This is a genomic window from Algibacter sp. AS12 (assembly GCF_046736315.1).
Taxonomy (GTDB): Bacteria; Bacteroidota; Bacteroidia; order Flavobacteriales; family Flavobacteriaceae; genus Algibacter_B; species Algibacter_B amylolyticus.
Window position 1 is genome coordinate 2,457,982 of record NZ_CP151841.1, and the last position, 21,242, is coordinate 2,479,223.

Annotated in this window: 19 protein-coding genes; 4 read left to right on the forward strand and 15 right to left on the reverse strand. The window is 33.3% G+C overall.

Annotated features, from left to right (window positions below; translation table 11 throughout):
- Positions 1-15 precede the first annotated feature (15 nt).
- Positions 16-834 carry a hypothetical protein gene (locus AAFN75_RS10260; protein WP_411806253.1) on the forward strand — a complete coding sequence of 273 codons (819 nt, stop codon included), beginning with the start codon at positions 16-18 and terminating at the stop codon, positions 832-834.
- On the opposite strand, the gene AAFN75_RS10265 is transcribed toward AAFN75_RS10260, so the two are convergent.
- The 11 genes from AAFN75_RS10265 to AAFN75_RS10315 form a co-directional block, all read right to left on the reverse strand.
- Positions 827-1,087: a hypothetical protein gene (locus tag AAFN75_RS10265; RefSeq protein WP_411806254.1), complete on the reverse strand. Its 261-nt coding sequence runs from the start codon at positions 1,085-1,087 to the stop codon at positions 827-829. The genes AAFN75_RS10260 and AAFN75_RS10265 overlap by 8 nt on opposite strands.
- 2 nt (positions 1,088-1,089) lie before the next feature.
- A complete protein-coding gene (locus tag AAFN75_RS10270; protein WP_411806255.1) occupies positions 1,090-1,641 on the reverse strand; it encodes a sigma-70 family RNA polymerase sigma factor in 552 nt (183 codons plus the stop codon).
- Positions 1,642-1,868: 227 nt separating this feature from the next.
- Complete coding sequence (locus AAFN75_RS10275; protein ID WP_411806256.1) at positions 1,869-2,744, reverse strand: SAM-dependent methyltransferase; 876 nt, start codon at positions 2,742-2,744, stop codon at positions 1,869-1,871.
- A gap of 6 nt (positions 2,745-2,750) precedes the next feature.
- Positions 2,751-3,146, reverse strand: coding sequence for a hypothetical protein (locus AAFN75_RS10280; protein WP_411806257.1), 396 nt, complete (start codon positions 3,144-3,146; stop codon positions 2,751-2,753).
- An 11-nt stretch (positions 3,147-3,157) separates the two neighbouring features.
- The gene (locus tag AAFN75_RS10285; protein WP_411806258.1) at positions 3,158-3,907 is read right to left on the reverse strand and encodes a class I SAM-dependent methyltransferase; all 750 of its coding nucleotides are present in this window, start codon (positions 3,905-3,907) and stop codon (positions 3,158-3,160) included.
- Entirely contained in the window at positions 3,898-4,623 is a 726-nt protein-coding gene (locus AAFN75_RS10290; protein ID WP_411806259.1) for a DUF2071 domain-containing protein, read from the reverse strand. The genes AAFN75_RS10285 and AAFN75_RS10290 overlap by 10 nt, the downstream gene beginning before the upstream one ends.
- Positions 4,607-5,002, reverse strand: a complete 396-nt coding sequence (locus AAFN75_RS10295) for a DoxX-like family protein (RefSeq protein WP_411806260.1) — start codon at positions 5,000-5,002, stop codon at positions 4,607-4,609. Before AAFN75_RS10295 ends, AAFN75_RS10290 begins: the two co-directional genes overlap by 17 nt.
- Before the next feature lie 52 nt (positions 5,003-5,054).
- Entirely contained in the window at positions 5,055-5,558 is a 504-nt protein-coding gene (locus AAFN75_RS10300; protein WP_411806261.1) for a GbsR/MarR family transcriptional regulator, read from the reverse strand.
- Between the two features lie 99 nt (positions 5,559-5,657).
- The gene (locus tag AAFN75_RS10305) at positions 5,658-7,691 is read right to left on the reverse strand and encodes a M3 family metallopeptidase (protein ID WP_411806262.1); all 2,034 of its coding nucleotides are present in this window, start codon (positions 7,689-7,691) and stop codon (positions 5,658-5,660) included.
- Between the two features lie 148 nt (positions 7,692-7,839).
- The gene (purE, locus tag AAFN75_RS10310) at positions 7,840-8,319 is read right to left on the reverse strand and encodes a 5-(carboxyamino)imidazole ribonucleotide mutase (RefSeq protein ID WP_092847836.1); all 480 of its coding nucleotides are present in this window, start codon (positions 8,317-8,319) and stop codon (positions 7,840-7,842) included.
- A 68-nt stretch (positions 8,320-8,387) separates the two neighbouring features.
- Positions 8,388-9,545, reverse strand: a complete 1,158-nt coding sequence (locus AAFN75_RS10315) for a 5-(carboxyamino)imidazole ribonucleotide synthase (protein WP_411806263.1) — start codon at positions 9,543-9,545, stop codon at positions 8,388-8,390.
- A 202-nt stretch (positions 9,546-9,747) separates the two neighbouring features.
- Here AAFN75_RS10315 and AAFN75_RS10320 point away from each other — a divergent pair, with 202 nt between their 5' ends.
- The 3 genes from AAFN75_RS10320 (at position 9,748) to AAFN75_RS10330 (ending at position 12,720) form a co-directional block, all read left to right on the forward strand.
- Complete coding sequence (locus tag AAFN75_RS10320) at positions 9,748-10,857, forward strand: adenylate kinase (RefSeq protein ID WP_411806264.1); 1,110 nt, start codon at positions 9,748-9,750, stop codon at positions 10,855-10,857.
- A 175-nt stretch (positions 10,858-11,032) separates the two neighbouring features.
- Positions 11,033-12,031 (forward strand): GTPase ObgE, encoded by a 999-nt coding sequence (obgE, locus tag AAFN75_RS10325; RefSeq protein WP_411806265.1) that lies wholly within the window; start codon positions 11,033-11,035, stop codon positions 12,029-12,031.
- 164 nt (positions 12,032-12,195) lie between these two features.
- Positions 12,196-12,720, forward strand: coding sequence for a DUF4136 domain-containing protein (locus tag AAFN75_RS10330; RefSeq protein ID WP_411806266.1), 525 nt, complete (start codon positions 12,196-12,198; stop codon positions 12,718-12,720).
- Here the strand turns inward: AAFN75_RS10330 and AAFN75_RS10335 are convergent, their stop codons facing one another.
- From AAFN75_RS10335 to AAFN75_RS10350, 4 genes are all read right to left on the reverse strand, one after another.
- Complete coding sequence (locus tag AAFN75_RS10335; protein ID WP_411806267.1) at positions 12,721-14,109, reverse strand: M64 family metallopeptidase; 1,389 nt, start codon at positions 14,107-14,109, stop codon at positions 12,721-12,723.
- 1 nt (position 14,110) lies between these two features.
- Entirely contained in the window at positions 14,111-14,602 is a 492-nt protein-coding gene (locus tag AAFN75_RS10340) for a hypothetical protein (RefSeq protein WP_411806268.1), read from the reverse strand.
- Positions 14,603-14,689: 87 nt separating this feature from the next.
- Entirely contained in the window at positions 14,690-15,061 is a 372-nt protein-coding gene (locus AAFN75_RS10345; RefSeq protein WP_411806269.1) for a DoxX family membrane protein, read from the reverse strand.
- A 98-nt stretch (positions 15,062-15,159) separates the two neighbouring features.
- Positions 15,160-21,234 carry an alpha-2-macroglobulin family protein gene (locus tag AAFN75_RS10350; protein ID WP_411806270.1) on the reverse strand — a complete coding sequence of 2,025 codons (6,075 nt, stop codon included), beginning with the start codon at positions 21,232-21,234 and terminating at the stop codon, positions 15,160-15,162.
- Between the last annotated feature and the right edge of the window lie 8 nt (positions 21,235-21,242).

The following is a 21,242-nucleotide window of genomic DNA, read 5'->3' on the forward strand; positions in this document are numbered from 1 at the left end:
AGTTACATTTGCTATATGCAGTTATTGAAGCAGCTTTTTAACTTTTATATAAATAGTAGTATTCACGTCGCTTTTTCGGTGGTTTCCTTAACGTGGATTACGTTTTTAACCGTTGGGTTTCCTGCAAGTCATACCGTTTTACTTTTCTTATTTTTTGCTACTATTACAGGTTATAATTTTGTGAAGTATTTTGGGGTGGCAAAATTTCATCATAGACGTTTAACCAATTGGCTAAAATGGATACAGATATTATCCTTTATTTGCTTTTTATTGATGTGTTATTACGCGTTAAAACTAGAAGTTAGAACGTATGTTTTTCTTTTGGGTTTAGCTGTGTTAACCGTTTTTTATGCCATTCCCGTTTTTTCAAAGCAAAAAAGTAACTTAAGAAACGTAAGTGGAATTAAGGTGTATTTAATAGCTTTAGTTTGGGCTGGAGTAACTGTTTTTGTGCCAATAATAAATGCCGATTATTCTGTTAATGCAGATGTGATAATTTTGGGTGTACAGCGTTTTTTATATGTGCTAATATTAATGCTGCCGTTCGAGATTCGAGATTTAAAGTATGATGCTCTTAACCTCTCTACAATACCACAAAAATTAGGTGTCAAAAAAACTAAAAACCTAGGTGTGTTATTATTGGTTGGCTTTTTTGCATTAGAATTTCTAAAAAATGAAACTCATGGAAACACCATTTTAGCATTACTCATTATATCTGTATTAACCGCAATTCTTATGCGTTTAAGTAAAATAGACCAAAATAAATATTATTGTTCTTTTTGGGTAGAAGGATTGCCAATTTTATGGCTTCTTTTAGTATTTCTAATTAATTAGAAACTTCTTTTAAAGCCTGATTAAAATCTTCTTTCATAGCTTCTTTACATTTTTTATCTAAACACTCAACTTCTGCTTTTTTAATAGTTTTAGTAAGTTTTGCATTGTTAGAAGAATACTTTCTACAAGCTCTACAAAAAATTAAATGCAAGTTTAGCAATATCTTTTCCTTTAAGCTGGCATTTTTGTATTGTGATTTATCACAAACATGATTTGCTTCTTCGCAAGGAATCATAAATCTTATATTACTCATAATTAAAACCAATTTTCTTTTAAACAATCAGCCATGGCTGTTCTAGCTCTGTGGATGATAACCCATAGATTAGACGCTGTAATATTTAATTCATTACAAATAACTTCTGTTTCATAACCAAGTATGGTTTTCATTTTAAAAACTTCAGATTGTTTTGTTGGCAATTTACCCAAACAGTTGTGTATAGCGTCGCCTAATTCGTTGTTTTGTAAGGTGTCTTCTGCTGTTTTATCAAACGGATCTGCTACACGTTCTTCTAGCCAATCACCTTCACTTTCGCTATCGTTATAATTAATTCTTACTTCGGCTTTTCCCTTGTTAGAATTAATTTTGCGGTAGTGATCTATAATTTTTCGCTTTAAAATTGAAATGAGCCAAGTACGTTCGCTAGCCTCTCCCTTAAAGTTTTTCATAGACTTTAAACCCGCCAAAAACGTGTCTTGCACCAAGTCTTGAGCCTTATCTCTATCACTTACACGCGTTATGGTGTAATTAAAGAGGTAATCGGCATATAAGTCGATCCACTTATCAGGATCAATTTGATGGTTGGGCATTGTCATGTCGTGTTTTCTATAAGTTTCAAAAATAAGCTAAAAAAATGGAATTCAATAAAAGTTATTCTTCGTTCCTAATAAAAATGTTTAGGGCGCTACCCCAAAAGGGTCGGGCTATCCGCTACAAGTCCTCGCTTGTGCGCTAAGGCGCAAAAGCTGTGGGCTTTTCACTACTATCCCTAGCGCGGGATGATCTGCCAATTATAGTGTAGCCTTCAGCGTTTTTGTTATTTTGTACAAGTGATTATATAGTAACCAAAACTTCTCATATGTAATCCAGAAAGTAGCGCATAAAACGACCCTTTTAAGTTATGCAAACTCTCTCGTTTTAACGTTTTAGTCTTTAAAAATTTTTTTATCGCAAATCCAAAAATTGCAAATGGCACATGCAAAACAGAAGGAGCAACTCTAAACGAAGCATCTTCAATTTCAATTTTAGAAAACCCTTGTTGCTTTAATTTATTAGCCATGTTTTTAATAGTCTCTAATTTTTCCAAACTCCAATGATTACAAAGGTTTTGATAAGCGTAGTTGCTACCATAACATAGTTTAGAGGAATCTTTTTTAAGAAACGCATCAGTAATCACGAGTTTGCCTTTCGGTTTTAAAATTCGAAACGCTTCCTTTAATGATTTACTGCTGTGCCCAGAATGACAAAAACTTTCAATAGCCAAAGCTGCATCAAAACTGTTTGAAGAAAATGAAGTGTTATTATAGTTTTCTTTTAAAATAGTGCCGTTTAAATCTTTTAATAATTCATTTCCTTTTTCAGTTTGAAAATCTGATAAGGTAACACCAAAAGCAGAAAGATTTTTATTCTTTTTTAAGGCATATCGCATGCTGCCACCCATACCGCAACCTAAATCGGCTAATGTTTTTTTGCCTTTAATAATTTTTAAACGTTTTATAACTTGATTATTCATTTCATTAAGCATCGTATCTCTCTTGAAAAGATTGGTTCTTAAAGGAAAAAAATATCCAAAATGCATATTGAAATCGTTGCTCCAGAATTCGTAATCTTCAGTAGCTTTGTTATAAAAATCAATCATTTCTATGCGATTGGTTTCTCTATCTTTTGGTTGGTTTATTGCTATTGATTTCATATTAAGTTATTTTAGAAAAATGCTTGTAAAAATTATAGTAAAGTAGAGCCAAAGAAACGTAAAGAAAATATGAGTAATCGTTTCAAATATTTTTCCTTTCCAAAGCTTTGAAGAATAGACAAAAAGTTGGAATACAAATCGAATACCCCAGAAAAAAGCTAAACCTAAACATACAGTTTTGCCGAGGCTTGTAGTTATTAATTCCTCACTTGAAACTAAACAAAGTAAGCCCATTAAAAAAACAGTAAGCGCAATAAAGAAAGTATGTACACCAAACATTTGTTTGTTTATTAAACTCAAGGATTGAAGCTCTGTTTTCCAGTTAAAATATTTTGGAAACACTATGTGAATCATAGCCAATACTATCAATAAAAAACCAATTATTTGTAAATGTATGTTCATAATTTTAGTGTTTAATTGAATTTTAAAACTGACATAAATGGTGTGAATTTATGCTCTGTAAAGTTTTTGAAGTCAGCATCTTTAAATGCTTTAATCCATGTTCGTTTTGAGAAAAAATGAGTAAAACCAACCGAAAAAGCTAAAAAATTTGGTAAGTCTCTTAAGTGCTCTACTAAAATAACTTGCCCATTGTTCTTTACAATACGTTTGCATTCTTTCAGAAAAACAACTTTCTCTTTATTTGAACGAATTTCATGCGCTGCAGATAAAAGAAACACAATATCTACCGTGTTATCTTCTAAAGGAATATCGCTAGATTTTATTTGCTTTGTGTCAGGATATATTAAGCTTACTTTTCGTGCTCTAACAATTGCAGCTTCAGTGTGTTTGTCAGGATTGTAAAAATCGAAAACGCTAAGATTAGAATTAGGTATCTTATTTTTTATGATAAAACTTGTTTCGTCAAAACCAGCATTTATATTAACTATTTTCTGGTTTGTTTCAGTAGCGATGTCTAGTTTTTTTAACCATTCAAAACTATAATATCTAGAGAAATCATATACATATGCAGATATTAACAATGGTGTAATTAAGCCGTATACAAAAGCGATAATTACGCCCCAAAACAATATATCGTTCCATTCTATAAGTATTTTGCTTAAAAATAATAACAACATTACAATTAAACCAATTACATAAAAGTGTCTGTTGAAACTCAAAATATTTAAAACACCTTGAAATTTTTTTCTTTTTAGTTCCATGAGTCTATTTTTCCTTTTTTCCAGTAATATGGAATGTTATTTATAATGAATGCATTAGCTAGAATTGGTTTTTTTAAACCAAAACTGTTTAAAAAATCAATGTCATAATGTGGTATTTTAATTGGACTTGGTTTCCAGTTTTGTCTAACACCTTCAATAATTAAAACAGCTTTGGTCTTTTCGTTGTATGTAAATGTAAATGGGAGAGGACCTGCAAAACGTCTAGCTTCTTTCCAATTTGAAAAAGGGGAGTTTATGGGTAATTCCGCTTCTTTTTCTTTTAAGTCAAATTTTATTTTAAATTTTGATTGCTCAGAACTTATCTCGTTTTCATTGATGTTTATATCTGTAGTGGAATAATTGTAATTTGTAAAAATATTACCCATAAAAGCCATTTTATTTTTGTCTGTTTCAGATTTTAAAATATATAAACCTCTTAATCGTTTTCCTTGACTAGTTGTATATCTAACAAAAATTCTATAACCAATCAAGAATAAGTCATTTCCTAAGAAATTTGGAAAGCCTTTTGGTCGTAAGTTTTTCGTCTGTACCATAGCAACGGCAACAAAAGCCCACTTGTTTTTGAATGTATCTAGTTCTAAACATTTGGGAATTAAAGTTTCAAGTTCATCTTTTGGAATAGCAAAAGTTAAAACTAATGAGCTTTCAAGAAAAGCTTCTACAGCAAATGGATGATTTTTAAGAGTTGAAAGCATAACGGCTTAGTTTTGTTGTTTTGTTGAAAATGAAATTGTTTAAGTAAATAATTGTGATTAATAATAGCGCAAATAAACCATTGAACTTGCCCCACATTAATAAATGTGGAACCAAAATGAATTCTATAATATTCATTAAAACAATAATTGCTATTTGAACTAAGGCATTGAGTTTTGGTTTTATTCTACTTAATATCCAAAGTGTCATAAGTATTTCAGAGAAACCAATTAAAATTGTCAATTCTTTTGAATATTGTGATGTTGTTATTTTAGAAACAATTTCTTTATGTCTTGGAACTAAGTTTAAAACTTTACAGAATAAACCATTAATGAACCATACTAAGGCTATAAGGATGTTTGTTAAATTTATATTCTTCATTTTTATTTGTTTTAAACTTTCAGAAATTACTGAAACTTAGTTTTAAATTTTTTTATTTGATTAATTTCAATAAAGACTTAGTAATCCAAGTTTGTTCTTGATTAACAATTTTGTTCATCATAGCATCTGCTGTTTCAGCTAAATCGTGTAATGCTTTCGTTTGTTTAATAAGCTCTTTAGTTTTTTCAGTGCCATCATCTTTAATAGAAGACACTTCTTTTAAAATTTTAATGACAGGTTTTATTTCTCTTCGGCTACGTTCTTTTGCAATATGTCTTGCTAGTTCTTGAACATCTTTTTCTGTGGTAAAATACTCTTTACGCTCACCAGGAATTAACTCTTTAGTTACAATACCCCAATCCATTAATTGGCGTAAATTCATGCTTGTGTTTCCTCTAGAAATTTTTAACTCCTCCATGATTTCTTCCATGGATAGCGCTTTAGTAGAAATAAAAAGCAACGATTGAATTTGTGCCATAGCCTTGTTTATGCCCCATAATGTGCCTAAACTTCCCCATGTACTAATAAATTTTTCTTTTGCTTCTTTGTATTGCATGACACAAATATAATAAAATTTTTTAAACTTTCAGTAATTACTGAAAGTTTGTTTTAAAAAGAAAGCTAATCGTTAAGATTAGCTTTTCTTTTTAATAATTTATATTAATCCTGCGCGTCTTAATAACGCTTCAGGTTTTGGCTCTTGGCCTCTAAAACGTTTGTAAAGCGTCATTGGGTTTTCGGTTCCGCCTTGGCTTAATACATTGTCTTTAAATTTTGTAGCAACTGTTTTATTGAAAATACCTTCTTCTTTAAAATACTCAAAAGCATCTGCATCTAAAACTTCGGCCCATTTGTAGCTGTAATAGCCCGATGAGTATCCACCTTGAAAAATATGAGAAAATGCGGTGCTCATACAGGTTTCTTTAGATTCAGGATATAACGAGGTGTTTTTAAATACTACGGTTTCAAAAGCTTTAACATCTGTTATGTTTGAAGGATCTTGTCCATGCCAACTCATATCTAATAAGCCAAAACTTAATTGACGTAAGGTTTGCATACCTTCATGAAACGTAGCCGATTCTTTTATTTTTTCTACCAATTCCATCGGGATAACTTCTCCGGTTTCATAATGCGTGGCGAAAAGCTCCAGGGCTTCTTTCTCGAAACACCAGTTTTCCATAACTTGGCTTGGTAATTCTACAAAATCCCAAAATACACTTGTCCCGGAAAGGCTAGGGTAGGTGGTGTTAGCCAACATACCATGTAGTGCATGTCCGAATTCGTGAAACAAAGTTGTAACCTCGTTAAAAGTTAATAATGACGGTTTACTTTTTGTTGGTTTTGTAAAGTTGCAAACTATAGAAACGTGGGGTCTGCTATTTTCACCATTTAAAATGTATTGTGGTTTGTATGAGGTCATCCACGCGCCATTTCGTTTTCCTGGTCTAGGGAAAAAATCGGCATAAAAAACAGAAATAAAGTTGCCATCATTATCTGTAACTTTATACGTTAAAACATCGTTGTGGTATTTATCAATGGTATCAATTTCTTCAAATTTTAAATCGAATAATTTATTAGCTATTGTAAAAGCACCATTAATAACGTTTTCTAATTTAAAGTACGGTTTAAGTTTTTCGTCATCTAAATTGTATAGTTTCTGCTTTAGCTTTTCGGAATAATATGAGCCATCCCATTTTTCTAAGCGATCAATATTATCGAGTTCTTTGGCAAAGTTTTCAAGGTTTTTAAATTCCTGTTGTGCTGCTGGTTTAGCTTTTTCTAATAATTCATTCGAAAAATTAAGAACTGTTTCAGGCGTTTCGGCCATACGCTCTTCTAAAACAAAATGCGCATGGGTTTTGTAGCCCAATAAATTAGCACGCTCGTGCCTAAGTTTTGTGATTTGTAATACGTTATCTTGATTATCTAATGCATCGTTTTTAAACGCTTTGCTACCGGCTGCTAGGGTTATTTTTTTTCTTAGTTCTCTATTATCTGCATAGGTTACAAACGGTATGTAACTCGGATAATCTAAAGTAAATAACCAGCCTTCTTTGTCTTTAGATTCTGCTAACTGTTTTGCAGCTTCTATCGTGCCTTCTGGTAGTCCAGATAAATCGGCTTCGTTTGTAATAAGCATTTCAAACTTGTTGGTTTCAGCTAAAACATTTTCGCCAAATTTTAAACTTAACTGACTTAGTTTTTTATCAATGTCTCTAAGTTTGTCTTTTTTGTCTTCAGGTAAGTTGGCTCCGTTTCTAGAGAAACCTTTATATTTTTTATCTAGAAGTGTGGTTTGCTCAACCGTTAAATCTAACTCTGATTTAGCATCATACACAGCCTTAACTCGCTTAAATAAATCTTCATTTAAAGTAATGTCGTTACTGAATTCTGAAAGTAAAGGCGATACTTCTTGAGCTATTTTTTGAATATCTTCATTCGTTTCGGCCGAATTTAAATTAAAGAAAATACTAGAAATTCTATCCAACTGCTCTCCAGAAAAATCGAGAGCTACAATAGTGTTCTCGAAGGTTGGACTTTCAGGATTGTTTACAATGGCATCAATTTCATTTTTAGCCATTTTTATTGCCTCTGTTATGGTTGGTAGGTAATCAGAATTTTCAATTATTCTGAAAGGAGGTGTATTATATTTAGTTTTAAACGGTGTAAGTAGAGTTTTTTTTATCATTTCTTTAATGAATGTGTTAAAAATAATATTTACTATGTATGCATAGTAAATATTGTATATTTTTGCAGCCGATAATACGAAGAGTGACTAACTCATGAGAATTATTTGTTAATAGCTGAAAAGCCCTGAATAACTTCAGGGCTTTTTTTTATTGTAAATCTTTAGCAGATTCGTTTACTTTTATTTTTAGACCTTCCTTGTAAGCAATTATTTTATCTAGCACACATTTGTCGCTACTTCCAATAATTTGAGCTGCGAGAATTCCGGCATTTTTCGCGCCGTTTAAAGCTACTGTAGCTACAGGCACACCACCTGGCATTTGTAAAATAGAAAGTACAGAGTCCCAACCATCGATAGAGTTGCTGCTTTTTACAGGCACACCTATTACAGGTAATGGCGATAAAGAAGCAATCATACCAGGCAAGTGCGCAGCACCACCAGCACCAGCAATTACAACAGCAAAACCTCTAGTGTGTGCATGTTTACCGTAATCGAATAGTTTTTCGGGTGTACGGTGTGCAGAAACGATATCTACTTCAACTTCAATATCAAAACCATTTAAGATGTCTATGGCTTCTTGCATAACAGGAAGATCACTTTTACTTCCCATAATAACTCCTACTTTCATATAAATTACAATTTTTTTAATTTCAAAAACCTAAAGTTAACTAATCAGGATTTTGCTTTTATTGATGTTTATTCGCTTATAACTTTTATACTTTTCTTTACTAGTTCTGCAACCCGTCTTGCCTCATTTAAATCTTCATTTACAATAGTTACATGACCCATTTTTCTAAATGGTCGGGTTTCTTTTTTACCGTAAATATGTGGGGTTACACCATCTAGCTTCATTATGTTTTCAATGTTTTGATAAACCACGTTACCTGTATAACCTTCTGCGCCAACTAGGTTTACCATAACTCCGCCAACTTTACTATCGGTTCTTCCTAAAGGTAAATCTAAAATTGCTCTAATATGCTGTTCAAACTGCGACGTATAACTTGCTTCTATAGTTTGGTGCCCAGAATTATGAGGTCTAGGTGCAACTTCATTAACTAAAATGTCGTCGTTTTCTGTTTGAAACATTTCAACAGCTAATAAGCCAACATGATTAAACGCCTTCGATGTTTTTAAAGCAACATCTTCAGCTTTTTTAGCCACACTATCAGGAATTCTAGCCGGACAAATTACGTACTCAACTTGATTGGCTTCTGGGTGAAATTCCATTTCAACAACCGGGTAGGTTTTTATTTCGCCCGATGCGCTTCTTGCCACAATAACAGCTAATTCGTTTTTAAAAGGAATTAGTTCTTCGGCAATACATTCGCCTTTAGGTAACCCTTCAAGTTCTTCTAATTTTCTAACCACTTTTACACCATTACCATCGTAACCAAACTGGGCAGCTTTCCAAACAAAAGGAAAGTGCAAACCGCCATTTACAATAGCATCTTCGATTTCCGATAGGTAAGCAAACCTTGTAAAATCGGATGTTGGGATGTTTTGATCGCGATAAAATAATTTTTGTTTCGCCTTATTTTGAATTTGACGTAATGTTTTTGATGCTGGATACACTTTTACACCCTCTTTCTCAAGAGTTTCTAGGGCGTCAACGTTTACGTTTTCTATTTCGATAGTTAAAATGTCTACCTGTTTACCAAAATTATAAACAGCATCATAATCCATTAAATCTCCTAAATGAAATTCGTTACTAGCTATCTTAGAAGGCGCTTCGTTACTAGAATCTAGAACGGCTGTGAAAATGTCAAACTTTCTAGTATTGTAAAGTAACATTTTGCCTAATTGACCACCACCAAGAATACCAAGTTTAAATTTTGAAGAAAAATAATTTGTCATGATTTTACTGCTAATACGCTATTAAAGTTACGCAAAAATACACTTAAATCTTAAATTAGTCGAGAAATCATAAATCAAAAAAATAGGATTGCTAAATTTAACTGTAATAGGTGTGTTTTATTCTTTTTACACGTCAATTTCGCCTAAAAACTAAATGTATTAAGTATATTGATTATCTTTGCGACTTTAAAAATTATTTCCCTTGATAAAGCTACACGATAAATATTTTAAACCCTTTGTTTCTGCCAAAGAGATAGATGCTGCTTTACAACGTATGGCTATTGAAATTGCTGAAGATGTAGGCGACGAAATACCAGTATTTGTAGGTGTTTTAAATGGCTCGTTTATGGTGGTTAGCGACTTTGTTAAAAAGTATCCTAAACCTTGCGAAGTAACATTTATAAAATTAGCATCTTACGAGGGTGTTAAATCTAGCGATGATATACAAAGGCTAATTGGTTTAACACAAGATTTAACAGGGCGAACCGTAATTATTTTAGAAGATATTATAGATACGGGAAAAACACTGGCTGAAATTCACAGAATTTTTAAAAACGAAAATGTAAAGGTACTAAAAATAGCAACTCTATTTTACAAGCCCGAAGCGTATAAAAAAGATTTTAAATTACATTATGTAGGTATTGAAATTCCTAACAAATTCATAGTAGGCTATGGTTTAGATTATGATGGTTTAGGAAGAGATTTACCAGAAGTATATCAAATTAAACAAACTCAACACATGACTAACTTAGTATTATTTGGCCCTCCAGGAGCAGGTAAAGGAACACAAGCAGAATTTTTAAAAGAGAAATATAATTTAGTACATATTTCTACAGGTGATGTATTTAGATACAACATGAAAAATGATACTGCTTTGGGTATGCTGGCTAAATCTTTTATTGAGAAAGGACAGTTGGTGCCAGATCAAGTTACTATAGATATGTTAAATGCAGAGGTAGAAAAAAATGCCGATGCAAATGGATTCATTTTTGATGGTTTTCCACGTACTAACGCTCAAGCAGAAGCTTTAGATAAGTTAATGGATAGCAAAGATTCTCAAATTAATGCAATGATAGCCTTAGAGGTTGATGATGAAGTTTTAGTAAAACGTTTACTAGAAAGAGGGAAAACTAGCGGAAGAAAAGATGATGCCGATGAAACTGTTATTAGAAACAGAATTAAAGTGTATTACGACGAAACAGCTATTTTAAAAGATTATTACGCATCTCAAGATAAATATTTTGGTGTTGATGGTATTGGCGGTATCGAAGAAATTACAGAACGCTTAAGTACTGTAATCAATAAATTATAAATTCCTGCATAATTAGGAATCTCATTATTAAAAACTATAACTTTTAAAATAGAAGTTATAGTTTTTGTATTTTTAATTTAAACTTAAATCATTACAGAGGATTTAAAATTAAATAGTGTATAGCCAGTGGCTGTCGCGTATTTTGGTTTTATAGCTTCAATAAAAATAAATTACTATGACTGAGGGAAACTTTGTAGACTACGTAAAAATGTTTGTGTCTTCCGGAAACGGAGGTAAAGGCTCTGTGCATTTACATCGCGAAAAATATATTACAAAAGGTGGACCAGATGGAGGAGATGGTGGTCGTGGAGGTCATGTTATTGTTCGTGGTAAATCAAATTTATGGACCTTATTACACCTTAAATTTAAAAAACACAGTAGAGCCGGACATGGAGAGCACGGAAGTAGTGGTCGTAGTTTTGGAGCCGATGGTGAAGATGTTTATATCGATGTGCCATTAGGAACCGTAATTCGAGATACAGAAACTAATGAAATTCTTTTCGAAATTACTTTCGATGGAGAGGAAGTTATATTAGCCCAAGGTGGTAAAGGTGGTCTAGGAAACTGGCACTTTAAAACCTCTACAAATCAAACACCACGTTACGCTCAACCAGGAATTCCAATGGAAGAGAAGTACGTAACTATGGAGTTAAAGGTACTTGCCGATGTTGGTCTTGTAGGGTTTCCAAATGCTGGAAAATCAACCTTGCTATCTGTAGTTACATCTGCAAAACCTAAAATTGCCGATTACGAGTTTACAACACTTAAACCCAATTTAGGTATTGTAAAATATCGCGATTTCCAAACGTTTGTTATGGCAGATATTCCTGGAATTATAGAAGGTGCAGCCGAAGGTAAAGGTCTTGGACATTATTTTTTACGCCATATAGAGCGTAATTCTATTTTATTGTTTATGATACCTGCAGATGCCGACGATATTAGAAAACAATACGATATTCTGTTAGATGAGCTTCGTCGTTACAACCCAGAAATGCTAGATAAAGAGCGTATTATCGCCATATCAAAATGCGATATGCTGGACGATGAGTTACAAGCAGAAATGAAAATAGAACTCGATAACGAACTTCCAATTCCTTATATGTTTATATCTTCTGTGGCACAAAAAGGTATCACCGAACTTAAAGATGTTTTATGGAAAATGTTGAATGATTAAAATAATTTGGGCGTTACCACGAGGGTCGGGCTTTTCGTTGCAAGTCCTCGCACTTCCTTCGTCAGGCTGTGGGCTTTCCTCTGCAATCCCTAACGCGAGCATTTTAGATAATATTCAATATTGGAATAATTTTTGATTGATTTTATAAAAAAAAAGAACCTGTTATGAAATTTCTAAAAATTGCTATTCTAGCTATCTTAATTGTGTCTTGTGCACCAATACGTGTAAATTACGATTACGATAAAACAACGAGCTTTAACAGTTATAAAACCTATCAGTTTTATGCCGATATGGAAACCGGTTTAAGCGAACTAGATACCAAACGCTTGTTAAACGCTATCGATGCAAAAATGCAATCCAAAGGCTTTAGTTTTTCCGAAACTCCAGATTTTTTTATAGATATTAAAAGTCAAGAATATCAAGAGCCACAGCGTCAAACAGTAGGTGTAGGCGTAGGTGGCGGTGGGGGAAATGTTGGTGGTGGCATTTCAATAGGCTTACCAATAGGTCAAGCCAATGTAAACCGACAAATTACTATCGATTTTGTAGACGAAAGTAAAAAGCAACTCTTTTGGCAAGCCATTAGCGAATCTAGTTTTAACCCAAAATCCACACCCGAAAAACGAGAAGCACGCTTAAATGCCATTGCAGAAAAGGTGCTTAATAGTTATCCTCCAGAAAGTAAATAGTTAATTTTTAATTAGCCTTTTACTAGCAATTAATACATTGCTAGAATAGAAGTTGGTCATGTAAACCCCAGCACTTAAACCGCTAATATTTAGCTGTTTTGATTCGAAGTTAGAAACACGTGTCTGTTTAATTTTTTTACCTTCCATACTCATAATTTCAACCTTTAAATTTTGAACCGATGGGCTTTCAAAACCTATATTTAAAATAGTAGTTGTTGGGTTTGGGTAAAGCGATATGTTGTAATTACTAGACTCACTTTCAATATCTTCAATACCAAGAGTGGTATAGTTTATCGTCCAGGTTACCGTATATACATGAAAATTTTCATGATTATCTACTCTTAAAAATGAAGTATTATCATGAATAATGGTTGTTAATGTGTTAGCGCCTTCAACCAAATCAGATTCTAATAAAGTAACATCGTCCACATTACTGCCAAAACTTTCAGCATTAAGTGTCCACTCACTTTCTAAAGTATTAGGATCGGGTTTAATTAAGTTAAGTTCAAAATCTAAAGGAAATGTAGGGCTGTTTACCGTGTTTTCTGGCGTATAGCTATCTATCGGCGAAATTAAACTATGTATTTTTTCAATAATACCTTCTTTACAAACCGAACAAAAAGGATAGCCTAAATAACGCATTTTACAAAATTGGTGTGGCCTAAACCACGTGGCTTGGTTTCCAGAACTTCCATAGGCGTATTGGCCAATACCATTTGTGCCAATCCAGTTTTTCCATTTAACAGCTTCAGTATTTGTTTCCTGTGTCATGTTTATGGCTTCGCTAGCTAAGGCGTCACCTGGATAGTATTCGTCTTTTAAATCAAAAAGGGAATGCCCTAATTCGTGAATCACAATTTCATCGGCACTTGTACCTGTAGAGGCAATCGCGTAAGCACCACCAGCACCACCATACTCAAGAGAATTCACTATAATAATTGGTTGGTCATATTCTGGCAAATGGTCTGCTAAAACACCGTAAATTGTACTAGAATTATAGGTGTAAAGTAATCTGTGATAGCCTCCAATATCAAAAGAGGTGTTAAAGTATGTGTCCACTTCTGCAACATCAAATACTGGTTCTGTTACGTCGGTAGCAGTTCCTGGGTGGTCGGTACCACTTTCGGTCGATGGTACTTTAATGGCGTAAACATTAAAGTAATCTGCATATTCTTTAAACGGACTTTGGCTAAACATAGAATTTGTAAAACTAGTGGCGTTTTCAACAAATGTATTCAATTCAGAAGCCGTGTAGCCATCTCCCATAAACACTAAATTAATGCGCTTGCTTTTATCCCCAGTAAGTTTTATCGATTCTACATCAAACTCTTGAGCAGACAGCCAAAGCGTATTACAGATAAATATTAAAAAGTAGAAAATAGATTTCATACTAGTGTATTGGGATTTTAATGAGGGGCGTGTTTTTAGCAAAGTTACTAATTGTTATGTATTTCGTGCTATTTTGTAGCTGTAACCTAATAGAAAACTGCGCTTTATCGGTTTTTATAACTTCTGTTTTAAAATTTTTAGAGTCATCTACAAATTCAATAGTTCTAGCTAATGGGTTTTTAATAAGTTGTTGCTTTACTATTTTAGACCTTTTATTTAGTTCACTTAAAATTAAATCACCTTCAACTCCTTGATCAATTGGTAAAATGGTTTGCTTTTTTAATTTAGCTTCAACTACTTTTTTATTAATAAATTGTATGGTTCTGTTACCATTTATATCTTTTTCAATAGTATAATTTAAAAACAAAACTTTTGGAGTACTATTAATTTCAGTTCCATTCTTAAAAGAAGAATTACTGCTCTTACATCCAGAAAACAAACAAAGCATTACTATTAAAAGTATTGTTATTATATATGTTGCTTTATGTTTCAAAAGGATTATGTAGTAGTTTTGGGTTATTTTCTGCAAAGTTAAGCATAAAAAAAAAGAGGTTTTTAAAACCTCTTTTTTTAACCATCTTTAACTAAGCAAGGTTTTGTATTTGTCTTTGTAGCCGTATAGAACAGCAATATTTAATACCAATAAAACTAAAGCTCCGGGAATACTTTCCGGCGCTAAAGTGGCATGAAATAAAACCGCATTTACAGATACACTCATTAATATTAAAGCCAATAAAGCACCAAATTTGTTAAAAATTAAGGCTAAACCAGCAGCAATTTCAACAAGAGCTACAAGTGTTAATGTTTTAGAGTTTACTAAGGCGCCAAAATAAGCACCTGCATCGGCAGGCATGTCGCCCATGGGCATGAAATTAAGGAATTTGTTTAATCCGAAAACCAGAACGAACAGCCCTAGAACTACTCTTAGGCCCATAAAAACTTTTGAATTCATAATGTATTGTGTATTAGTTAGTAATTTGAAAGATAGTGCATTGTAAATAGAACTACCTCGAGGTTTGTCGCAACGAACAGAATTAACTAACATTCTTTTTATTTAATGCTAATTCTAACACCTTCACTATGGCTGCTAAACTCTGGTGCATACATACTTTGAATGGTTGTAATGCCATTGCTCATATTACCAGCATTATTAACTCGTAAATCATATTCAAAAACATAAACACCTTTTGGTAAATAGTCAAAAAAGAAGTTTGTTGATGCATCTTTTGTGCTTTCGTAGTAGCCCAAACCATCTTGCCAATTGTATTTTGAGATAACATTTACAGGCTCTAATCCAGAAGCACGCATATCTTTCATGTGTAAAAACTCCATATTTCTATCGCTACGTAACTCTATGCGAACACGAACCAAGTCGCCCACTTTTAAATCTGTTTCAGAATTAATTTCTGAAATTTCTTCACCAGTATCTGTATTACTTTTTAAGAATAACTTTTTACTAAGTTTAAGTGGCGTTTCAGCAGTTGTTATTTTATCTAAATCTTCAAAATATTGCCAGTATAAACTCCCCCAAGCAATACCTTTACCTTTTTTAGAGATTTTTACTTCGCCCATTTCTGGTTTAATTTCGGCAGTATTCCAAGCTGTTTTGTAGTAACCTGTTCCTGCCTCTATTTTTACACTTTCTAATTTTGAAGGCGCAATGGCTTGTCCACCTATAACCACATCTACCATATCGGTAACAGATAACCAATCGCTTCCTTGAAGCAGTAATGCGTATACGGCTTCGGTAGTTGCTTTTGTGGTTTTCCAACGGTTAGTTTGCTTGTTTTTTAGTAACCATATCTTTAGGTTATCAATAGTTTCTGTATCGTTTTCAATGTCGCCAAAGGCTTCAATTAACAAGGCTTGAGTTTCAATTGGTGCTTGATACCAATGCCATGAATTGGTGTTGGATTTCCAATACATACCCAATTCTTCTGAAGTAATACTGGTTTCTTTTAGCGATTTTAAAATTTTTAAAGCCGTTTTACTATCGCTATTTCTATGCGATACCAAGGCCATTAATCCCTTAGAATATAATGAACGGTTTAACCAATATTTGCCAATTTGCGTTTGGTAGTAATCGATTATAGTTTCTACTTCCTTCGATTTTTTAACGTCGCTAAAAAAGCTTCGCATGTATAAATAATGCAATTGTGTGTAACTTAAATGGTCTTTAGTTAAATCGACGTTTTTATTATATTTTTTAAGGTCTTTATACTCTTTTACAAATTCTTTATCCAAATATGAAATGGCATTTTCTATCATGTTTGAATGGGCATTTGTTTTAACATTCAGTTTGTTTAAATGCCCAAAACCAGTAATAATATGCTGTGTGATATATCTATTTTCATAACCACCATTAAACCAAGCCCAAGCGCCAGAAGACAATTGATTGCTTTCTAGTTTTTGGATAGCCGATTGCAATTCATTATTCATTTTGTTTAAATCGAATAATAAAGCAATGCGTTTTTTCTGTTCTGTTTCGCTTTGCGCATCGCGTAACCAAGGCGTTTCTTGAATTAGAATAGATTTTAATTCTTCATTCTTTTCTAGGTTAGAAAGTAATGCATCGGTATTTTTCCATTGGTTGAAGACTTCTTGAATTCTCGGGTTTGAATTTGCAATGTGGCTTGCCAACGCATTTGCATAATATCTTGAGAATGTTTGCTCGTTGCACTCATAAGGATATTCCATTAAATAGGGTAAAGCCTGTACAGCATACCATGCCGGATTGGAAGTCATTTCTAGAGTTAACTTATGGTTTGTAAGCGATGTTGAGGTATTAGACATTAACTTATCTAATGTGAAGGTTTTTGTTTGATTGCTTCTAACCCACATTGGTAAGGTTTCGGTAACCAACATGCGGTTGCTTAAAACGGGTAACGCATTTTGCTCACCATCACTAAAGGCATCCGATTTTGCAATAATTTTATATTGTACAGCCTGTACACCTTCAGGAATATTTAACTCCCATGATACTTGGGTGTTACCTTTGGCAGAAACAGTGAAAGAAGAAGCCCCCTCTAACTCTCCAGAAGTGGGAGAACTTAGCAAGTTTGCTGTTATATCTTTTCCAGAAATTGCATCGGTTAATATTAACACGGCTTGTCCAGATAATTGGTTTTCGGTAAGATTAGCAATTTTTGTGCTTATAGTAATCTTATCGCCTTCGCGTAAAAAACGAGGTGCATTAGGAATAACCATCAATTCTTTTTGGGTTACTGTACTTAATGATTGTGTTGCGCTTTCTAAAGTTTTTGTATGCGCTAAAAGTTGCAATTTCCATTGGGTTAAAGCCTCGGGTGTTGTAAAGCTGAAACTTACATGGCCTTTATCATCTGTTTTTAACTGCGGAAAAAAGAAAGCTGTTTCCTGTAAGTTTTTACGAATTTGGATGTTATCGAAATCGGTTTTTTCTTCATTTAAAATAACGTCTTCATCCAATTGTTGCATTGGTGCAGCCGCTAACTCTTGTTTATTGGAGCTATATCCTACAACCACAGCATCGTCTAGTGCGCTTTCCTCTAATTCCATTTCATCGGCCACAATTTGAACTCCCGCAACCTGACCATTTAATTTCTTGGACATACTAGCAGTTCTTCGATATCTTAGTGCATAGTTATTGACAAAATTAAAGCCAAACCAATTCCATTGGTCAAAATGTTGTTGTGGGTAGCTATATCCAGAATTAATATTGTACACTCTAAAATTCTCAATACCAAAACTTTGGTTTGCTCTACGATAGCTATAGGCGCTGTATATTCTGTTTTGAATCGGGTTAAAACTCCAGATATGTGGTTTAAATTGGTCTAAGGACGCATCGTACATACTTACCAATATTTCAGAACTTACTTTTTCGCCATCGGGCCCTTTAATTTTAAACTGCCAAGTTTCATCGGTTCCTGGTTGTAGCTTATCTCTAAAGGTCAGGGTTTCAATGTCTAAATTACTATTTGGATAGGGCACCGAAATAGCTTGAGAACCCGATAGGAAACTATTAAAAGCAGCAAAACTGTAATGTACAACAAAACCACCTACATCGGCTTTTGTAACAGGAACAGAAATGGTTTTTTTATTAGCATTTAGTTGTACAATTTCTGTTGTAATAAGGTTTTTGTTTTTCTCGATAGAAACGGTAACCAAAATATTATCGGCAGCTGAACCTATGGTAATATTAGCGGTGTCTCCAACGCTGTATTCTTTTTTATCTGTTGCAATGGTTAATAGCTTATTATCGGCTGGAACCTTATCGGCGACACTAAACAAGGTGGTTTTTACTTCGTCTTTTACCAATTGTCCAAATTTATCTTTGCTTTCTAATGTGATAATATATTCACCAGATTGCCATTTTTTTATTTTACCAAGAGCGATGGTTTTAGTGTTTTTTGTGTTAAATGGTTTTTCTAAAACTAACTCGCCTTTATCCCAATTACTAGAGTTGTGCTCATTGTTATAAGCCTCATGTGGGAACATGTCTTTAAACACAGTTTTGGAAATTTCTTGGTAGTCTGGAGCACTCCATGGTCGCGCTCTTAAAACCGTATTTGGCGCTTGTAGTTTGTAGATTTTTACAGTACCTGTAGCAGGAACAAATTCACCATTTAAGTTTTTAGTATCGATAGTAAGGTTATGAGAGTTGTTACTTTTATCCAGTACACCATCAATGCTTAAATTAGCAAGTAAAGCATGATAACCCACGTTTACAACCGTAGTTGCGCTTCTTGTTTCGCCGTTTAAATCGGTAACATCGGCTGTAATTTCAAAATTAAAAACAGGTAGACTATTTTTATCTACACTTTGGTCCGGAATGGCTTTAAAAATAATTTCAAATTCACCATTGGCATTGGTTACTGTTTCGCCATGTGTGATTTCTTGAGGCTCGCTATTTATGTATGGTCTGTACCAAAAGTACCAGCGTGGGTATTGTACTTTACGGTGCACACGATACACGACTTTGGCATCGGTAATGTTACTTCCGGCATAGGCTAAGGCATTTCCTTTAACGGTAATAGCGTCGTTAATTTTAAAAGTTTCGGTTACAGGAGTAAATTTAGTTTCAAACTTTGGACGCTTGTATTCTTCAACCGAAAAACTAGCATTGCTTCTTAAATATTTATTAGATTCTGTGTTAAACTCAATGCGGTATACACCAGTTAAACCGCTGCTTGGTAAAATAAATTCGCCTGCAACAGAGCCGAATTCGTTGGTTTTAAATGTTAATGTTTTAAGTGCTTCATTGTTTACATTATATAATTTGGCATACACCATTTCATTGGCTAAAACTTCACTCTTCCCATCAAAAGTTTTCATAGCAATGGCTTTAAAATAAACGGTTTGCCCTGGGCGGTAAATACTGCGGTCTGTAAATAAAAAGGATTTATAAGATACTTTCTCTTCTGGCTGTTTGTAGGTTTGGTTAATATAAAAATCGCCAAAGTAAGCAACATCGTTATCGCGTTGTACTTTTAAATTAACGTTGCGGTACCAGCTGTTATCTTTGTTAATTTTAATTTCGCCTAAGTTATTTGTGGTATAAGTTTTAGTAATTACCTTATTAACTCTAGTGGAGTAAGATACCTCTACATTGGTATTGGTAATAGGCGCTCCGTTATTTCGGTTAATAATTTGAAATATTTTGTGCTCTAAAGCCTCAGTTTCAACATAAGCTATATTAGTAACTTGTAGATTAGCAAAGGCAAAGACGTTTTCATTCTCTTCAATAAACCCAACAATTAAATATCTGCCAGCATCAAGATTAGGGATAAAAACTTCGGTAGTATGTCTTTGGTAATCGGCTTCATTCTTTAAGTTACTCTTCCAAATTTTATTAGCATACAAGTTTTTAATAAACTCACGTTGCTCATCTTCTCTATATATGTTTGAAAAGGTTTCATATTGTTTTTCCGAAACCTTATACGCATTAAACTTAATGGCGTTTAAGTTTTTATAACTTAGTAGTAATCTGGCATTTTGTTCAATTGGTAAAAAGTTTTCGGTCGTAATTTGAAACGAAAATTGTTCAATTTGAGATTTCAAAATAGCACAGTTTTCGGCACCTTTACTTTCAGGGAATTTTGAAATAACCTGTTCACAAATCTCTAATGCCTCTTTGGCTTTCCAACGCTGTTCCTCGTTAGTTTGAGGTTGGTAAGTTTGACTTTGCTGATAGTAAATAGAAGCGGTTTCAAAATCATATAAACCAGACACTTCATTATTTTTTAAACGGTCTCCTTCAATTTTAAAAGCCTTTAATAAAAGAGCTTCACTATCTTGAAAAGTAGCATGTGCCTTTACAAATTTTAAGCGTTCAATATTTACATGGGCTAAAGCTAGTGGCAATTCATCTTTTAAATGAAACCGAATTAAATCTTGGTATATTTTTAAAGCGTTAAGCTGTAAGGATGTGGTGTCTTTAGAGTCTATTTGTAATGTAGAAAACGTTTTGGCATCGGCTAAAAAATCGACATTATCAATTTCAAATTTGTAGGCAGGTTTGGTAATTTGCGTTTCATTAGTCTTGTAAAATTCTAAGGCATTATGGCTCAAAAAATCAAACAATGTAGGTCGGTAAATTTTAGAATCTTTCTGCTCATGCAATAAAACACTGTAGTTTTCTAGAGCTTCCTGTTGTAGTATAAGTCCGTTTGCAAGGGACGCCTTAAAATGTAAATGGATTTCGGTAAAAAGTGTTTGTAAATCCCAAGTTCTAAAATCTGTAGCATCAACTTTTTTATCCGTTTTTGTACGGTTATAAAACTGCCATCTGTATTGGTTAAAATACTGCCAATATAAATTAGCTAGTAGGTTTTCTAGTATATTTTTAACAGGGAAATTGCTAGTTGCTATTTGGCTTTTAAAATCGTTAATAATATTTAATTGAGCATCCTCCTCTAAACTTAAAGCGTACTTACTTTTAAAAATTAACGTTTTTATTAATTGCGGGTGGTTATTGTCTTTTGTGGCTTGTTTTTCAATATCGTCAATAACTTTTAAAGCAGATTGTGGTAAACTTTCGGACTCAAATTTGTCAATTTTAGCCCATAAATCCTTATAGTTTGGAGATTGTGCTTGAGATAAAGTTGAGAAAAGTAGGATCATAAATAGAAATAGTGAACGCTTCATGTGTATAA